This window comes from Flagellimonas chongwuensis (assembly GCF_013376415.1).
Taxonomy (GTDB): domain Bacteria; phylum Bacteroidota; class Bacteroidia; order Flavobacteriales; family Flavobacteriaceae; genus Flagellimonas; species Flagellimonas chongwuensis.
Map to the genome: position 1 here is coordinate 530,110 of NZ_WYET01000001.1, position 16,871 is coordinate 546,980.

Genomic DNA, 16,871 nt, shown 5'->3' on the forward strand with positions numbered 1-16,871 from the left:
CTAGTCGGATGAGAATTTCAAGAACATGGCCGAACCAATTCGTAGACTAGTAGACAAGGCGTATGCCGATAGATATTTATGTAAGAATGAATTTTTCAGACCAAGATAAAACACCAAAGGCTCGAGGGTTAATTTCGAAAGTTGTAAATTTCAAGTAAAATAAAACTCACAATAGAACCTAACCAATTATGGCAAAATTTTACGATACAAAATATTTTAAAGGCGATTTTACTGGCGGACTCGTGGCGGGCATCGTAGCGCTACCGCTGGCATTGGCTTTTGGTGTGCAATCCGGTCTCGGTGCAATCTCAGGGCTGTACGGTGCAATCGCAATTGGTATACTTGCCGCCTTGTTTGGGGGAACAAAAACACAGGCTAGCGGCCCAACCGGACCAATGACCGTGGTTTCGGCAGCTTTGGTGGCCAGTGCCATTGACTTGACAGGAAGTTTGGAAAGTGCAATGGGCATCATTATTCTGAGTTTCTTTGTCGGCGGGGTATTACAGATAATTTTCGGGCTAGTAAACATTGCCGGATATATCAAATACTTTCCCTACCCCGTAATTTCGGGTTTCATGAGCGGTGTGGGACTCATTATCATCATCCTGCAAATATTCCCGTTCGTTGGTTTGGATTCGGCAAAATCTACTATAAAGGTAATGTCTGATTTACCCAGACTTTTTACCGAGTTTAATTGGCAAGCTTTGGTTTTGGGAGCAATGACGGTGATAATTTATTATCTCTTTCCAAAAATCAACAAGACCGTACCCAGCGCTCTAGTTGCTTTGATTGCGGTATCTATCTTTTCCTATTTTATAAATTGGGATGTTCCTATTATTGGAGAAATACCTTCGGGATTACCCTCACTGCAAATAGACGGCCTTTTCAGCATTGATAGTGAAGCCTATTTTATGGTTTTGGAATATGGACTGGTCTTGGCCGTTTTGGGTTCCATTGACTCGTTGTTGACCTCGGTAATTGCGGATAACATGACCAAAACCAAGCATAATAGCAATCGCGAGCTAATCGGCCAAGGTATTGGCAATATGGTGGCAGCATTGATTGGGGGCATACCTGGCGCAGGAGCAACCAAGGGTACTGTGGTAAACATAAACAATGGTGGTAAAACGAGGCTTTCCGGAGCCTTGCACGGCACATTTCTCTTGGCCGTTTTATTGGGGTTGAGTTCACTCGCAGCATACATCCCCTTGGCTGTGCTTGCAGGAATATTGATTCCGATTGGGTTTAAAATTATCGATACACGTGGTCTCAAACATATAAAGATAATGCCTAAGGCTGATTCCGTGGTACTGATCATTGTTTTATTATGGACCACATTTGGCAGTCTGATCCAAGCAGTTGGTATTGGGGTAACGCTGGCGGCATTGTTGTTTATGAAACGCGCCAGTGATATTGGGGAAAAGGGCATGGAGGTTGGTACCCTTGCGGGTTTTGATGGGGAAAGGCCTTGGGTAGATGAGGAGAGTTTCTACGAGAAATATAAGGACCAAGTATTTATCAAACATTTAAATGGTCCGTTGTTTTTTGGTTTTACGTCATACTTTCAGGATCAGGTAAAAAATATTGATGAACATATAAAAGTACTTGTCATCCGTATGGACCGTGTACCACATATCGATCAGTCGGGTGTCTATGCTCTGGAAACCATCATTTTTGATTTATCCAATAAAAACGTAAAAACCGTTTTAACTGGCTTGCAGGAACAGCCCAAACGGCTTATTGAAAGTATTGATATTATTCCCGACTTGGTTCCCGAAGAACAGGTCTTTTCAGAAGTTCAGGACAGTTTTTCTTGGATTGCCAAGGAGTTGGAAACTCAAAACCATTCATAAATTTGTTCAAGAATTATAATAGGAATAGAAAAAGCCACATCAATTTGATGTGGCTTTTCTTTATACACTAATATGTTCCGCTATTCCGAAGCGCCTTCGTAAATCGCATTAAAGATCAACTTATAGGTTCCGCGAGGCTGTGCCCTAAATTGTGGTCGGAATGCAAACAATATTGCCGAACCCTTACCATATTTGGCTTTTACCAATGCAGGTTTTTTTGCAATGTACCTGTCTTCGCCCATGGCCCAACCGCTCATCAATAAATCTTTGGCGGCATAGGTGGCGATTACTTCAACTTCGGGTGCTGGAGCATCTTTGATGTCCTCTGTTCCTCCTTCACCAGATTTTCGTTGTTTGTCAATGGTGAAGGCCCTACTTCTGTTAAAAGAAACTGCAACGGTGTCCTTCATTCCAAATGCCAATGGGTGCGAGGTATCCACACCTGCTTTGATCAATGAACCTGGGATAAAAAAGTCTTTACTGTCAGCTCCTTCCACAGCATCACGCAACGGCAATCCGAATTGTTCTATCACGTAGTCACTCGCTTCATCAAAGGCAATCAAGGTTCCTCCGGCTTCAACATAGTCGCTCAAAGCTAAAGAACCCTTTAGGCCTATCCCGCCCGTGAATTTTTCCGGCATGCTCAAATTGTCATGTCCGTGTAAAATGGAACTCGGTCTTTGAGATGGGATGATGATGGCATCATACTTGGATAAATCCTTTGTTTTGATATCTGCATCGTGCAAGGTATCCATATCAAATTCGTATTTGTCCATAACAAAACGGGTCCATCCTTCATCCATATTGGCCACCCAGGACTTGTACAGCCCCACTTTGGGCAAATGGATTTTTTTCAATTGAACCTCTGGTTTGACCGAAAGGCCTGTAAATTCGAGGCCGTATTCATCTGCCAAGGATTCTATCATTTCTTTTTCTCCGGTAAGAATAAACGATCCAGCAGGGAGCGTTACTTTTCCTGCTTTGAATTCTGACATGCTCTTGTACGCCGTTCCGCCAGCTTTCAGAATTTTGTTTGTGGCCACTACGGAAGCATTACTATTAACGCTTAGCGCATATCCGAAGGAGCCATTTCTGTTGACTTCACCTTCGTAGTATTTTACCAGACCAGTGACTTTTTCCGTTGGAGCATTGAATGATTCAGAAATCTTATCTACATCGATGCCCATTTGCATAGGTAATGTCCATCCCGCCAAATCATAGGGAGTGTCGGGAGGCCCCCCTGGATATTGGAAACGTGTTGGATAGTTCTGTTTCTCCATCAAGTCCAAAAGGTATGGTCTAAATGCCTGAGCGGTGTAGATAACGTAAGAGCCTTCTTCATATTCTTTGCCATTTACCGTAAAATCTTTGGTCGCTTTTTCAATTTCGATACCACCTTGTAGCAATACATTTACCAAGTTTACAGCCTCAAAGGAATCCCACTGTTCCTTGCTGATAATGTAGGCGAACAAGTCTTCGGTCTTACCTTTTTCAACCGCAGACTTACCCATCTTGTAAATATTGTGCAGGTAATTACTCTTGCGGTCTGCTGCAAGGTCCAAAGTGGCCCAGGTTGCCGTTAACATATAATCCACGGCATCCCTAAAATGGGACTCGCCACCTTTCCATGGATCTGGGTACATAATGTCTGTACCATCGGTTGGGGTGCCACCCGCCACAGTTTTAGGGAGTTTTTCGGGGTCATAGAAGCGGGGGGTGGGGGTGGTATGGCCCGTTTCGGTCAAAATACCGATCATGTTATGATAATAAGGCACGGTACGTCCACCTCCATTCCAGAACATGGTATAAAAGTTATCGGCAATGGCACCGGGCATATTTTCAAGGGAAAAACGCTTGGTCATGGCCGATCCTACCTCACTTACCCCTGCCGTTATTGCCGGGTGTATTCTTGGATTTACAGGGTCGGCGTAGGGAGGTAATGAAATTTTGGTCCATGAAGGGGACGATTGGTGATGATTGTAAACAATCTGAGGGTACCATTCGTTGTACAGGATTTTGGTGACATTATAGGTTTCGGGCATAATGTTCATAAACCAGTCCCTGTTATTATCGTGCCCCATATAGTAGTGGTACAAAATTGGGGGACGGGAAGTTTCATAGGCCGTTCCCATATTCTTGCGATACCAATCGACAACGATGTCCAGTCCATCTGGATTCATTACGGGCATTAAAAGGGTAATTACGTTTTCCCTGATTTTTTGCATTTCGGCGGTTTCCGATGTGGCCAATGTATAAGCTAACTCGGAGGTCATTTGTCCGTGGGCCAATTCTGTGGAGTGCATCCCGCCATCTACCCATACAATTGCCTTGCCTTCCTGCGATAATTTTAGGGCCTCGGCATCATCTACTTGAACTCTTGCCAGTTTAGTGCTGATATCTTTCCACTTATCCAGTTGGGCAAGGTTTTCTTCCGTAGAGATAAACATAAGATACATTTTACGGCCGAGTACCGTTTCACCTATCTCGATTTTTTTGATTCTGTTGGATGCAGCATCCAGCTTGTTTAGATAATCTTCAATTTGTGAATAGTCCGCCAATTTGTAATCGGCCCCTACCCTAAATCCGTACACGTCCTCAGGTGAGGGTACCGTTTGCGCCACGGCAAACGCAGCACAGGACAAAGCCATTACTGTTGAGAGCAGTAATGTTTTGAGGTTTGTAATTTTAGAAGTCATTTTTTTGAATTAGTTATAATTTGACTGAAAATTAAGCAATTGAAGCGAGGATATTAAATCCGATAGATCAGAATTGTTGCAGACTTAATTTTTTTTGATGGGTTTATAATCTGAAGGACAGAAAATCATCAAATTCTTATTTTCCCAAATCCGGCTTTTTTCGGGCAGCCTTTTTATCTGCTGTAATCTTCTTGGATTTTAACCTTTTTTCTTTTGAGGACTTAGTTGGTTTGGTCGGTTTTCTCTTTTTGGGTACCACAAGCGCATTTTTCAGGATTTCGAAAAACCGCTTCACTACGAGGTCTTTATTTCGATGTTGGCTACGTGCTTCATCACATTGAAGAATCAAGGCGCCATCATTCGTCAATCTGGATTTCAATTTGAGTTGAATACGCTCCTTTTCCTTATCAGAAAGACCTTCTGATGTGTCAATAATGAAAGTGAGTTCTACTTTGGAAGAAACCTTGTTCACATTTTGACCGCCAGCACCACTGCTTCGCATGGCCTTAAAAACCAGTTCCCTATGTATTTGCTTTTTGTCCAACCTGAAGCCTTCTGTTGATGGTATTCAAAGATACATTAAGAAAAATAGTTGTCCCTGCGTCTTGCTTTTTCTCTGAATTAAAAAAGATTGTGGTGCCATCTTCCGCTGCACTTTCATTTAAGTAATGATTGCCTTGAAAAAACGAATTGATTACTTTAACTTGAAGCCCAGAGGAATCCGAAAATTTGAACTCGTGCGGATATACTAATACTGACCTATCTATTTCCGAATAGGACTTTAATAATTTCATGGGTACTTCGTTTACTTGCCCAAATAGTGAGGCGGTGTAGTAATTTGGCGGGTTTTTGTAGAGTTCTTGGGTGTTCTCGTTGGCAATGATTTTGCCCTGTTCCAATATCAATGTTCTTTTTGCAAAGGGCAATACATCACTGGGGTCGTGACTGGCCGTCAATACGGTAATACCTTGCTTTTTTAGATACTGGAAAAGGTTTCTACGGAGTACATTTCGCTTAAAATTATCGATGTGCCCAAAGGGCTCGTCCAATAGTAGGATTTCAGGTTCTTGTGCCAAAACACGGGCCAGCGCTACGCGTTGTTGTTGCCCGCCGCTAAGATACTTCACTTTGGTTTTGGCGTAGGGCTTCATCTCTATCAAGTCTAGAAGCTCATTGATGCGTTCTTCATGTGTTTCTCTTTCGAAAACGGAAAGAAATTGTCCTATGTTCTCTTCCACGGAAATGAAGGGCATCAAATCAAAATCCTGTGCCAGATATTTCATATAGGGTTCTCCGGGGACCAAGTTAAAATTGGGTCCCAATGCTTCGACATCGCCCCAAAAAATAGAGCCATCCTCCACATGGAGCAACCCATAGATGATTTTGAGCAGCGTGCTTTTTCCAGAGCCGCTTTCGCCCATCAATGCCACGTGTTCTCCTGGGGGCACTTCAAATAAAATACCCTTTAATATGGTGTTGTTTCGGTAACCAAAAGAATCTACTTGAACTTTTAGCATAGAAAATAAGGCCGCCTAAATGGGCGGCCTTTATAAAATTTAATCTTTAAACTCCTTTAGAACGCCTTGGTTGGGGAGTTCATCGTACCCCATATTGTAAAACGTGAAGCCGAAGATATCGGCATACTGTTCAATGGTCTTGCTAACCGGAGTGCCCGCTCCGTGACCTGCATTGGTCTCAATACGTATCAATGTGGGTTGCTCCCCCGCTTGCTTTTCTTGTAGTTCTGCGGCAAACTTAAAACTGTGTGCGGGTACTACACGGTCATCGTGGTCACCTGTTGTCACCAAGGTGGCCGGATAGTCCGTTCCTTCCTTTACATTATGAACAGGTGAATAGCCCTTAATGTAGTTGAACATTTCCTCATTGTCTTCGGAAGTTCCATAATCATAGGCCCACCCTGCCCCGGCGGTAAAGGTATGGTAACGGAGCATATCCATTACGCCTACTGCGGGTAAAGCAACTTGCATCAAATCTGGTCTTTGGGTCATAGTGGCACCGACCAATAATCCTCCATTGGAACCCCCACGAATAGCGAGATATTCTTTTGAAGTGTATTTGTTTTCGATCAAGTATTCGGCAGCCGCGATAAAGTCATCAAATACATTCTGTTTATTGAGCTTTGTTCCGGCAATATGCCATTCTTTACCATATTCGCCACCACCACGAAGGTTGGGAACGGCGTACACACCGCCTTGCTCCATCCAAACGGCGTTCACTATGCTGAAAGAGGGCGTTAAACTCACATTGAAGCCACCATAGCCGTAGAGCATGGTCGGGTTTTTGCCATTCAGTTCCGTTCCTTTTTTATAAGTGATGATCATGGGTACTTTTGTACCATCTTTTGAGTTGTAGAATACTTGCTTTGATTCGTAATCATCGGGATCAAAATCAATTTGAGGCTTCCAATATTGTTCGTACTCACCAGTTTCTACGTCGTATTTGTACAGGGAAGCTGGCGTATTGTAATTGGTAAAGGAGAAATAGAATTCGCTGTCCTCTTTTTTGCCGCCAAAACCTCCTGCGCTTCCTACGCCTGGCAGTTTTACTTCTCGTACCAGATTGCCATCATAATCGTATTGGAGCACTTTGGAAATAGCATCTACCATATATTCGGCAAAAAAGTAACCTCCTCCCGTTCCGGCCGTCAATACATTTTCTGTTTCGGGGATGAGATCTTTCCAATTGTTGGGCGTTGGGTCGGAAGCATCCACGACCACGATTTTTTTATTAGGGGCTTCCCTATCTGTCACCAAATAAAGTTTGGAACCTTCATTTTCGATCGGGTAGGTATCGGAATCGGTATCGTCCAAAATTGTTACCAGTTCAGGATTTTCTTTGGATAGGTCCATTAGGAACAATTTATTGCCGGATGTTGAAACAGATGCGGTTATAAAAAGGTACTTCTGGTCTTCTGATACGGAACCGCCTACATAACGGTGTTTTTCTTCTGGTGTTCCGCCAAAGATGATTTTATCCTCCGATTGTGACGTTCCCAACTTGTGATAGTAGAGTTTGTGTTGGTCCGTTTTTGCCGACAACTCGCTTCCCTCGGGCTTATCATAGCTGGAGTAGTAGAAACCTTCGTTGCCCTTCCAGGAAATACCACTGAATTTAATATCTACCAAGGTGTCCTCCACAATTTCTTTGGATTCGGCATCGATCACGATACCCTTGCGCCAATCGCTTCCGCCTTCGGAAATAAGGTATGCGGCCTTGGAACCGTCTTTAGTGAAATTCAATCCCATCAAGGATGTGGTGCCATCTTCTGAGAATGTGTTGGGATCCAAAAAGACTTCTTCTTCGCCACCGTCCTTTTTGCGATAAACCACATACTGATTTTGCAGGCCATTGTTTTTGTAGTAATAGGTGTAGTTTCCCTCTTTAAAGGGAGAGCCCACTTTTTCGTAGTTCCAAAGTTTTTCCAATCGGTTTTTAAGGTCTTCGCGAAATGGAATCTTTTCCAGATACCCGAATGTAGTCGCATTTTGTTTCTTGACCCAGGCCTCGGTCTCCTCGCTTCGGTCATCTTCCAACCACCGATAGGGGTCTGGGACCTCGTTTCCAAAATAATTATCTACGGTGTCAACTTTTTTGGTTGTAGGGTAGTTCACAGTAATAGGTTCTCTAGTTTTAGATTCTTCTTTGCAGGCCGCGAATAAAACCAAAGCAGCCAATAGACTTATGTTTTTCATGTTTTCTCGGATTGATTCCGATAAAAGTACACAAAACACACAAACCTATTGGCTACAGTTGATGCTTTAACGAATTTTATGAAATTGCTTCAGAAGTATTTGAAACCAAATTGTTCTCAACCAAATACTCCGCAATCTGTACTGCATTGGTAGCGGCCCCTTTTCTTAGGTTGTCCGCCACGATCCACATGTTCAAGGTGTTTGGCTGGGTTTCATCGCGACGGATTCTACCTACAAAAACCTCATCCTTGCCATTGGCAAAAGCGGGCATGGGGTAGGTGTTGGTTGCCGGATTGTCCTGTACCACGATTCCAGGAGTTTCACTCAGCAGCTGTCGCACTTTAGCCAAATCAAAATCGTTATGGAATTCTACATTTACCGATTCCGAGTGTCCGCCAGCGGTTGGAATACGTACCGCTGTTGCAGTGACCGAAAAGGAACGGTCGTCCAATATTTTTTGTGGCTCACGGGCCAATTTCATTTCTTCTTTGGTATATCCGTTTTCCAAGAATACATCGCAATGTGGCAATGCATTTCGGTTAATGGGATAAGGATAGGCCATTTCACCTTCTATTCCTGCTGCTTCGTTTTCCATTTGCTCAACCGCTTTAACACCGGTTCCTGAAACGGACTGGTAGGTGGAAACGACCACGCGTTTCATTTGATATTTTTTATGCAATGGGTCCAAAGCCAATACCATTTGAATGGTGGAGCAGTTGGGGTTTGCAATGATTTTATCTTCTGTAGTAAGTTCGCTGGCATTGATTTCGGGCACCACCAACTTTTTGGTCGGGTCCATACGCCAAGCGGAAGAATTATCGATTACGGTAGTGCCAACTTCAGCGAATTTCGGCGCCCACTCCAAAGAGGTGTCCCCACCTGCGGAGAAAATGGCAATGTCTGGTTGAGCGGCTACAGCGTCCGCCAGACCGATTACGGTATATTCCTCATTTTTATAGGTGAGCTTTTTGCCCACGGAGCGCTCGGAAGCAACCAATAATAATTCTGAAATAGGGAAGTTACGCTCTTCCAACACTTTCAACATGACTTCGCCTACCATTCCGGTGGCACCAACAACTGCTACTTTCATTGTAAAATTATTTCTTGTTGCAAAGGTACTTCAGTCAGCGAGTTAAACAAGCTTTTTCGCTATCAATTAATAAAAAATAACAAAATGTTACAAATAAAACAACCATCAACATGTTAGCGAAACACATTGATGGTTTTTAAAGGTTATTGTGATGTAGCGGTCGCACCGAAAATTACCGGTACGCTTATTGTTTTTTCAACAGGTCGCGAATCTCGGCCAACAATTCCTCTTGTGTTGGGCCTTTTGGAGCTTCTGGAGCAGGCTCTTCTTTTTTCTTCATTCGGTTTACAGCCTTTACAATAAGGAACATAACAAATGCTACGATGATGAAGTCGATGACATTGGTTAAAAATGCCCCGTAAAGTACTGCTATTTCACCTACAATTTCTCCCGTTTCATTTGGTGTTCCTTCGGTGATCACGTATTTCAAATCGTTGAAATCCGCCTTGAAGAGCAATCCGATCAACGGAGAAACTATGCCTCCCGTGAACGATGATACCACTTCTTTAAAAGCGGCACCCATAACGAAACCTACGGCGATATCCACCAGGTTTCCTTTCATGGCAAACTCTTTAAATTCTTTTAAAAATCCCATTTTACAGTTGAGTATTGGTTAATCAAAGACAAGTTAAGTAAAAAAAGGAATATCAAGCGCCGGTGACCACTCTTTTTACACGTTGTGATATGGCCGTGAGAATCTCGTATGAAATGGTGCCAGCACCTAATGCGAATTTTTCTGCGGATTTCTCCGTCCCAAATACGGTTGCTTCGTCACCTTCTTTACAATCAATTCCGGTAACATCAACCATGATCATATCCATACAAACATTTCCCAAAATAGGCGCTTTGTGGTTGTTGATGGTTACAAAGCCTTTTCCTTTTCCGTACTGTCTGCCAATACCATCGGCATGCCCGATAGGTAGCGTTGCACTTTTAATAGGTCGACTGGATTTAAATGCTCTATTGTACCCCACGGATTCATTGGCATCAATATGATGGATTTGTGAAATAATGGTCTTTAGTGTGGCTACAGGTTTTAATTGTGCATCCACTTCGGTCTGGTTACCATAGCCGTATAAGCCAATCCCACTGCGCACCATCTCAAACTGTGCTTCTGGATAATTGATAATACCGGAAGTGTTCAACATGTGCCTCATAGGAGCATACCCTAAGCTATCCTTAAGTGCATTGCTCAACTTTTTGAAGGATTCGATTTGCTTCAGGCTGAAGTCCCGTTCATTTTTATCTTCGGATGCGGCCAAATGTGAAAACGCGGAAACTATTTTGATACATCCATTTTGCAACGTTTCCTTGGCAATAAATTCCACATCATTTTCGGAAAAGCCCAAACGGTTCAATCCTGTGTTAAATTTAATGTGGATGGGATAGTTTTTTTGTTTCTGGACTTTGGCAGCCTCAAGAAATTGGTTCAGGATATTTCTGGAATAAATGCTGGGTTCCAAACGGTAGGCCATCAAATCATCAAAATTGGAAGCCAAGGGGTGTAGAACCAAAATAGGGGTTTTAATGCCTGCTTTTCGCAACAGAACTCCTTCACTAACATAAGCGACCGCCAAATAATCGGCGCCCAATTGTTCCAGTTTTTGGGCAATGGTCACCATATCGCTGCCATAGGCAAAAGCTTTTACTACCCCTAAAAACTTGGTTTCCGGTTTAATTTTGGCCCGCAAGTAATTGTAATTGTGTTCCAAGGAATCTAGGTCCAGGATCAACGTGGTTTCCCCGACCTTACCCATTGGTTTTGTCTTTTTTAGAGGTGACTTCTTCCGAGTTCACATCAATTCCCTTAATTTTTTCACGTAACATGGCCTTGTAAAATGCGGCACGGCTCAAAGGCTCGTACTCTTCAGTTTCACCGAGCAGCACCAAATTATCGTTGAGGGATTTTCTGAAACTGTAGTTAGCTAAGTTTCCGGTGCGTGTACACACGGCGTGTACTTTGGTCACGTATTCCGCTGTGGCCATCAAGGCTGGCATGGGGCCAAAAGGATTGCCCTTAAAATCCATGTCGAGTCCCGCAACTACCACGCGAATGCCCCTATTGGCCAAATCGTTGCAAACGGTTACGATCTCATCATCAAAAAACTGGGCCTCGTCAATGCCGATTACATCACAATCGTCTGCCAAGAGCCTAATATTGGCCGCTGCCGGAACCGGAGTGGACCTAATTTCATTGAAATCGTGGGAGACCACCATTTCTTCATGGTACCGGGTATCCACAATGGGTTTAAAAATCTCCACTTTTTGTTTGGCGAACTGGGCGCGCTTTAGACGTCGGATCAGTTCTTCGGTCTTTCCGGAAAACATGGAACCGCAAATCACCTCGATCCATCCAAACTGTTCCTTAGGGTTGACTGTGTTTTCGAGAAACATACCGTATTTTTGAAAGAAATTGTTTGTTTTCCCGTTATATTGGGACGACCACAAAGCTACTAAAAAAATGCACCCCTGTTTTCAATAAGATTTTAACCTTTTGTTGATAGGGTATTTGCAAAATCGTTATATTTTTATAGTAAAGAAGAAAAGCTATGATACGGAAATTGAGGGAAGAGTTGATCAAGTTGTCCACAGAGATAATCACTGCACGTGAGGACACAGATCTTGCGGCATTGTACGAAAAATCCAGAAAGATTTACGAAAAGTTGGCCGTATTAAAATTCATAGATGAAAAACTGAACGATGTTGAGGTAGATGTGTCCCAAAACGTGATAGCCTCAAGGTTCGAGAAAATGGCCAATGCCGTTTTAAGTGGAAACACATCCGTTCCGGAGAGCAATCCGCACCAAGAGGATATTATTACGACACCTTCCATGGATACGATCAAGGATATTGTTTCCGAAATGCCTTCCAATATGGATTTGGAGAAGGTGTTTGCCGAGTTCGTGGCAAAACCCAATTTGATGAAGAACGATAAAGATGAGGTCACGCCCGATGAGAATGTGAGTGCACCTTCAAAATCGATCAAGCCAAAATCGTTGAACGACCGTTTGGCCAAAGACTTCCAGGTCGGCCTTAACGACAAACTTGCGTTTGTCAAGCATTTGTTCAACAATAACATGGAAGACTATACAAGGGTTCTCTCTCAACTTAATACCATAGATACCGAGGAACGCTCCATCGCCTTTGTAAAGAATATGGTAAAGCCGGAGTATAATAACTGGGAAGGCAAAGAAGAGTACGAAACACGGTTTATAGCCCTAATTGAACGTAGGTTCGCATAATTCCATTTTTTCAATTTTATTTTGATTTTAAGACCTTAACTTTGGTACATGGGAAAGTTATATCTGGTTCCAACGCCAATAGGAAACCTTGAGGACATGACACTTCGTGCCATACGGGTATTAAGAGAGGTGGATGTTATTTTGGCCGAAGATACCCGAACCAGCGGTAAATTGCTGAAACATTTTGATATCAACACCCATCTGCAGAGCCACCACATGCACAACGAACACAAACAGGTTGATGGTTTGGTGCAAAAAATGAGAGAAGGGACTACTTGTGCGCTCATTTCGGACGCAGGTACACCGGCAATTTCCGACCCTGGGTTTTTACTGACTCGTGCTTGCGTTGAAAACGACATTGAAGTAGAGTGTTTGCCCGGAGCAACTGCATTTGTACCTGCTCTAGTAAACAGTGGACTGCCCAATGAGCGATTTGTTTTTGAAGGGTTTTTGCCCGTAAAAAAAGGCCGCCAGACCCGACTTTTGGAACTTGCAGAAGAAACTAGGACCATGGTTTTTTATGAATCGCCCCATAAGCTGCTTAAAACCTTGACTCATTTTGCTGAGTATTTTGGGGAAGACAGACCTGTTTCCGTATCTAGAGAATTGACCAAATTATACGAGGAAACCGTTCGCGGAACCGTTGCTGAAGTATTGGAACATTTCAATAATAAGTCGCCCAAAGGCGAATTTGTGATTGTGGTTGGTGGCAAAAAATAGTTGTTAACTTCAACACAACTTTACGACCCAGTACATTAGATGGACGAACTACTATCCAAAATACGCAACTGCACACATTGCGAGGAGCATTTGCTCCTAGGCCCCAGGCCCATTGTTGCAGCCCATCCAGCATCAAAAATTGCGATTATTGGGCAGGCACCCGGGACCAAAGTCCACCAAACGGGGGTTCCGTGGGACGATCCTAGCGGAAGGCAGCTTAGAAAATGGTTGGGTGTAACGGATGAACAATTTTATGATGAACAACTTTTTGCCTTGATTCCAATGGGATTTTGTTATCCAGGCAAAGGAAAATCAGGGGATTTGCCACCACGATCCGAGTGTGCTCCTTTATGGCACGAGTCGCTGGTAAAACAAATGCCAAGCCTAAAACTGATAATCTTGATCGGTCAATATGCACAAAACTACTATTTGGGCAATACGATGAAGCGGAATTTAACAGAAACGGTGAAGCACTATCAGGAATATTTGCCCGATTATTTTGTGTTGCCGCATCCATCGCCAAGAAATCGGTTTTGGTTGAGCAAAAACCCATGGTTTGAGGAAGAAGTTTTATCTGATTTGAGAGAAAAGGTTTCCGGTACGCTGGATTATTGAATCTATTTAATATTTGGACCCATCATGCTTTCCCTTTTGCCACCCAACTTCACCCAAATATTTTTCCGCACTTTCTATAGCACCATCTTCAATGGTTGTTCCCATGGAATCGTTCCAGCGGTTGAGGTAGCCAAAAAGTGAGATGACTCCCATCATTTCCACGATTTCGCCATCGTTCCAGTGCTGGTGGAGTCTGTTTTCAATATCAGCATTAACCGTATTTGGTACTTGTGAGGCGGCCAAGGCAAAATCGAGCGCCGCTTTTTCTGCCGTAGAAAAGGCACTATGTGTACGGTATTCCCAAATGTTGTCCAATTGTTCTTGTTTGGCACCATATCGCTCCGCTGCCCGTATAGCATGTGCTTGGCAATAACGGCAGCCCGTAGCATTGCTGCTTACCCAGGCAATCATCCGTTTTAAGGCTGAAGACACTCGCCCCTCATTGGCCATTACCGCCTTATTAAGGTTAATGAAAGCCTTGGATATGGCCGGTCTGTGCTGCATGGTAAGCACGGAATTCGGACAAAACCCCAAGGTTTCGTTGAAGAACTCGGCCAGTTCTTTGGTTTCTGCATCGTGTTCGGGCGACAAGGGTTGTACTAAGGCCATTTTTGAGATTATATATCGTATTTTTGAACCCTGCAAGAAACAAAAATTATATTGTCATGACAAATCACATAACTACCAAATGGTTGGGCGAAATGGCCTTTGAGAGCAATAACCCTTCCGGACACACTATTCGAATTGATGCCGGAGAAGACGATGGAGGCTCTGGAGCCGGTTTGCGCCCTAAGGCGTTGATGTTGTCCGGCTTGGCTGGATGTTCCGGTTTGGACGTGGCATCGCTCATCAAAAAAATGAAACTGGAAGTTGATGACTTCAAGATAGAAACCATTGCGAACCTTACCGAAGAGCATCCAAAATACTACGATTCCGTAGTGATTGAATATCATTTTACCGGGGCCAACTTAAACGAGGACAAACTTAAAAAAGCGGTAGACCTTTCCGTTGAAAAATATTGCGGCGTTATGGAAATGTTCAGAAAATTTGCTGAGTTGGAGATAAAGATTATCTATCACAACAAATAGATTTTTCACAAAAAGTTCAAGTACAGGGCACCAGTTCAGAATTCAGTTAAATAAATTATATTTATGAACTAGGTCAACCTCAAGATCAAGTTTGAAAATATGAGCGAAAGAAGTCTCCTTTGAACTTGAATTTTATTGATGAACTTGAAATTGACCATTCATGCGCTGGACCGTAAAGCCAAAACCCGAACAAGAATCCATTGACCGACTTGCTGAAGCTCTGGGGGTCGATGATTTGATTGCCCAATTGTTGATTCAGCGAAGGATAACCAATTACGATGAAGCAAAGGCATTCTTCCGTCCGGAATTGAACCATCTGCACGACCCTTTTTTGATGAAGGACATGCACAAAGCCGTGGACCGGATTGAGCAGGCCATCACTCAAGGTGAAAATATATTGGTGTATGGGGATTACGATGTGGACGGCACCACTTCGGTAGCCTTGATGAGCTCATACCTTTTGGAGACTTATCCTAATGTAGCAACCTACATTCCCGACCGCTATTTGGAGGGCTACGGTATTTCATTTCAAGGAATTGATTTTGCTGCAGATAATGATGTCAGCCTCATGATTGCTCTGGATTGTGGAATCAAAGCCATTGAACAGATACAATATGCCAAGGAAAAAGGGATAGAGGTAATTATATGTGATCACCACCGGCCAGGAACTGAAGTGCCCGAGGCCGTTGCTGTGCTAGACCCCAAACAAGAGGACTGTTCATATCCGTACAAGGAACTTTGCGGTTGTGGCGTTGGCTTTAAATTGATTCAAGCGTTGAGTAACAAGCGGGGAAAGACCATAGATGATATTTTGCTTTATCTGGATTTAGTGGCAACTGCCATTGCTGCCGATATTGTTCCGATTACAGGAGAAAATCGGGTGCTTGCCTATTATGGGTTAATGGTCATCAACGAAAACCCAAGAACAGGAATCAAGGCATTAATTGATCAGACCAAAAAACGGGAGCTTACCATCACAGATGTGGTTTTTATCATTGCCCCGCGAATCAATGCGGCCGGACGCATGAAGCATGGACAACATGCCGTAAACCTACTTACTGAGACTAACTTTGTCCAAGCACAACAGTTTGCTTCTGAAATTGAACTGTTCAATACCGAACGGAGAAGTTTGGACCAAGAAATCACACAGGAAGCCTTGGTACAAATCCAAGAAAATAAAGAGGAGGAGAAGTTTACCTCTGTGGTCTACAACGAAAATTGGCACAAAGGTGTGATAGGCATTGTGGCATCGCGATTAACCGAGACATACTACCGTCCTACCTTGGTCTTCACCAAAAGCGGGAATAAATTGGCAGCTTCAGCCCGATCGGTTAAAGGATTTGATATCTACAATGCACTCGAAGGCTGTTCGGATTGTCTGGAGCAGTTCGGGGGACACATGTACGCGGCAGGACTTACCTTGCTGGAAGAGCAGTACGAAGCCTTTAAAAAACAGTTTGAAAAAGTAGTTTCAGAAACCATAGACCCCAAATTATTGCAGCCAGAAATTGCCGTGGATGCCAAAATCTCCATGCACCAAGTTACACCTAAATTGATGCGTATCTTGAAGCAATTTGCACCTTTTGGCCCGGGAAACATGACCCCGATTTTTATGGCCGAAGGTTTAAAGGACACAGGGTATGCCCGTGGAGTGGGGGAAGGCGAGAAGCATTTAAAATGTAGTTTGTATCAGCCCGGTTCAAATCCCATTGGAGGCATTGGCTTTAATTTGGGCGATAAATTAGATGTAGTTAAGGGCATAAAACCGTTCGATGCCGTATTTTCGTTGGATGAAAATGAATGGAACGGAACGGTGAGCCTTCAACTAAAACTAAGAGATATTCGCTAGCAATT

At 43.4% G+C, this 16,871-nt stretch carries 15 protein-coding genes; 6 read left to right on the forward strand and 9 right to left on the reverse strand.

Annotated elements, in window-relative coordinates; genetic code table 11:
- Positions 1–188 precede the first annotated feature (188 nt).
- Positions 189–1,853, forward strand: a complete 1,665-nt coding sequence (locus tag GUA46_RS02305) for a SulP family inorganic anion transporter (protein ID WP_176619132.1) — start codon at positions 189–191, stop codon at positions 1,851–1,853.
- An 80-nt stretch (positions 1,854–1,933) separates the two neighbouring features.
- Here GUA46_RS02305 and GUA46_RS02310 read toward each other — a convergent pair whose 3' ends face one another.
- The 8 genes from GUA46_RS02310 to GUA46_RS02345 all read right to left on the reverse strand — a co-directional run bounded on the left by GUA46_RS02310 (position 1,934) and on the right by GUA46_RS02345 (position 11,746).
- Positions 1,934–4,549, reverse strand: a complete 2,616-nt coding sequence (locus tag GUA46_RS02310; protein WP_176619133.1) for a M14 family metallopeptidase — start codon at positions 4,547–4,549, stop codon at positions 1,934–1,936.
- A 136-nt stretch (positions 4,550–4,685) separates the two neighbouring features.
- Positions 4,686–5,093, reverse strand: a complete 408-nt coding sequence (gene arfB / locus GUA46_RS02315; RefSeq protein WP_176619134.1) for an alternative ribosome rescue aminoacyl-tRNA hydrolase ArfB — start codon at positions 5,091–5,093, stop codon at positions 4,686–4,688.
- Positions 5,071–6,066: an ABC transporter ATP-binding protein gene (locus GUA46_RS02320; RefSeq protein ID WP_176619135.1), complete on the reverse strand. Its 996-nt coding sequence runs from the start codon at positions 6,064–6,066 to the stop codon at positions 5,071–5,073. Before GUA46_RS02320 ends, arfB begins: the two co-directional genes overlap by 23 nt.
- A 39-nt stretch (positions 6,067–6,105) precedes the next feature.
- On the reverse strand, positions 6,106–8,262 hold the full coding sequence (locus GUA46_RS02325; protein ID WP_176619136.1) for a prolyl oligopeptidase family serine peptidase: 2,157 nt from the start codon (positions 8,260–8,262) through the stop codon (positions 6,106–6,108).
- Positions 8,263–8,338: 76 nt separating this feature from the next.
- Positions 8,339–9,352 (reverse strand): aspartate-semialdehyde dehydrogenase, encoded by a 1,014-nt coding sequence (locus GUA46_RS02330; protein WP_176619137.1) that lies wholly within the window; start codon positions 9,350–9,352, stop codon positions 8,339–8,341.
- Positions 9,353–9,536: 184 nt separating this feature from the next.
- Positions 9,537–9,947 carry a large-conductance mechanosensitive channel protein MscL gene (mscL, locus tag GUA46_RS02335; RefSeq protein ID WP_176619138.1) on the reverse strand — a complete coding sequence of 137 codons (411 nt, stop codon included), beginning with the start codon at positions 9,945–9,947 and terminating at the stop codon, positions 9,537–9,539.
- A 52-nt stretch (positions 9,948–9,999) separates the two neighbouring features.
- Positions 10,000–11,109, reverse strand: a complete 1,110-nt coding sequence (gene alr / locus GUA46_RS02340) for an alanine racemase (RefSeq protein ID WP_176619139.1) — start codon at positions 11,107–11,109, stop codon at positions 10,000–10,002.
- A complete protein-coding gene (locus GUA46_RS02345) occupies positions 11,102–11,746 on the reverse strand; it encodes a thymidine kinase (RefSeq protein WP_176619140.1) in 645 nt (214 codons plus the stop codon). Before GUA46_RS02345 ends, alr begins: the two co-directional genes overlap by 8 nt.
- A gap of 155 nt (positions 11,747–11,901) precedes the next feature.
- On the opposite strand from GUA46_RS02345, the gene GUA46_RS02350 reads away from it, so the two are divergent.
- From GUA46_RS02350 to GUA46_RS02360, 3 genes are read left to right on the forward strand one after another with little or no spacing between them, the layout of a single operon-like run.
- Positions 11,902–12,594 carry a hypothetical protein gene (locus GUA46_RS02350; RefSeq protein WP_176619141.1) on the forward strand — a complete coding sequence of 231 codons (693 nt, stop codon included), beginning with the start codon at positions 11,902–11,904 and terminating at the stop codon, positions 12,592–12,594.
- Positions 12,595–12,642: 48 nt separating this feature from the next.
- On the forward strand, positions 12,643–13,314 hold the full coding sequence (gene rsmI, locus GUA46_RS02355) for a 16S rRNA (cytidine(1402)-2'-O)-methyltransferase (RefSeq protein ID WP_176619142.1): 672 nt from the start codon (positions 12,643–12,645) through the stop codon (positions 13,312–13,314).
- A gap of 39 nt (positions 13,315–13,353) precedes the next feature.
- Positions 13,354–13,929, forward strand: coding sequence for a uracil-DNA glycosylase family protein (locus GUA46_RS02360; protein WP_176619143.1), 576 nt, complete (start codon positions 13,354–13,356; stop codon positions 13,927–13,929).
- A gap of 6 nt (positions 13,930–13,935) precedes the next feature.
- Here GUA46_RS02360 and GUA46_RS02365 read toward each other — a convergent pair whose 3' ends face one another.
- A complete protein-coding gene (locus tag GUA46_RS02365; protein WP_176619144.1) occupies positions 13,936–14,538 on the reverse strand; it encodes a carboxymuconolactone decarboxylase family protein in 603 nt (200 codons plus the stop codon).
- A gap of 56 nt (positions 14,539–14,594) precedes the next feature.
- Here GUA46_RS02365 and GUA46_RS02370 point away from each other — a divergent pair, with 56 nt between their 5' ends.
- Positions 14,595–15,017 (forward strand): OsmC family protein, encoded by a 423-nt coding sequence (locus GUA46_RS02370; protein WP_176619145.1) that lies wholly within the window; start codon positions 14,595–14,597, stop codon positions 15,015–15,017.
- Positions 15,018–15,177: 160 nt separating this feature from the next.
- Complete coding sequence (gene recJ / locus GUA46_RS02375; RefSeq protein ID WP_176619146.1) at positions 15,178–16,866, forward strand: single-stranded-DNA-specific exonuclease RecJ; 1,689 nt, start codon at positions 15,178–15,180, stop codon at positions 16,864–16,866.
- The last annotated feature ends 5 nt before the right edge of the window (positions 16,867–16,871 follow it).

Coding starts and splice junctions, on each gene's coding strand:
- alr (WP_176619139.1), bottom strand. CDS start 11,109: ATGGGTAAGGTCGGGGAAACCACGTTGATCCTGGACCTAGATTCCTTG.
- mscL (WP_176619138.1), bottom strand. CDS start 9,947: ATGGGATTTTTAAAAGAATTTAAAGAGTTTGCCATGAAAGGAAACCTG.
- GUA46_RS02310 (WP_176619133.1), bottom strand. CDS start 4,549: ATGACTTCTAAAATTACAAACCTCAAAACATTACTGCTCTCAACAGTA.
- GUA46_RS02370 (WP_176619145.1), top strand. CDS start 14,595: ATGACAAATCACATAACTACCAAATGGTTGGGCGAAATGGCCTTTGAG.
- GUA46_RS02345 (WP_176619140.1), bottom strand. CDS start 11,746: ATGTTTCTCGAAAACACAGTCAACCCTAAGGAACAGTTTGGATGGATC.
- rsmI (WP_176619142.1), top strand. CDS start 12,643: ATGGGAAAGTTATATCTGGTTCCAACGCCAATAGGAAACCTTGAGGAC.
- GUA46_RS02305 (WP_176619132.1), top strand. CDS start 189: ATGGCAAAATTTTACGATACAAAATATTTTAAAGGCGATTTTACTGGC.
- GUA46_RS02365 (WP_176619144.1), bottom strand. CDS start 14,538: ATGGCCTTAGTACAACCCTTGTCGCCCGAACACGATGCAGAAACCAAA.
- GUA46_RS02350 (WP_176619141.1), top strand. CDS start 11,902: ATGATACGGAAATTGAGGGAAGAGTTGATCAAGTTGTCCACAGAGATA.
- GUA46_RS02360 (WP_176619143.1), top strand. CDS start 13,354: ATGGACGAACTACTATCCAAAATACGCAACTGCACACATTGCGAGGAG.
- GUA46_RS02330 (WP_176619137.1), bottom strand. CDS start 9,352: ATGAAAGTAGCAGTTGTTGGTGCCACCGGAATGGTAGGCGAAGTCATG.
- recJ (WP_176619146.1), top strand. CDS start 15,178: ATGCGCTGGACCGTAAAGCCAAAACCCGAACAAGAATCCATTGACCGA.
- GUA46_RS02325 (WP_176619136.1), bottom strand. CDS start 8,262: ATGAAAAACATAAGTCTATTGGCTGCTTTGGTTTTATTCGCGGCCTGC.
- GUA46_RS02320 (WP_176619135.1), bottom strand. CDS start 6,066: ATGCTAAAAGTTCAAGTAGATTCTTTTGGTTACCGAAACAACACCATA.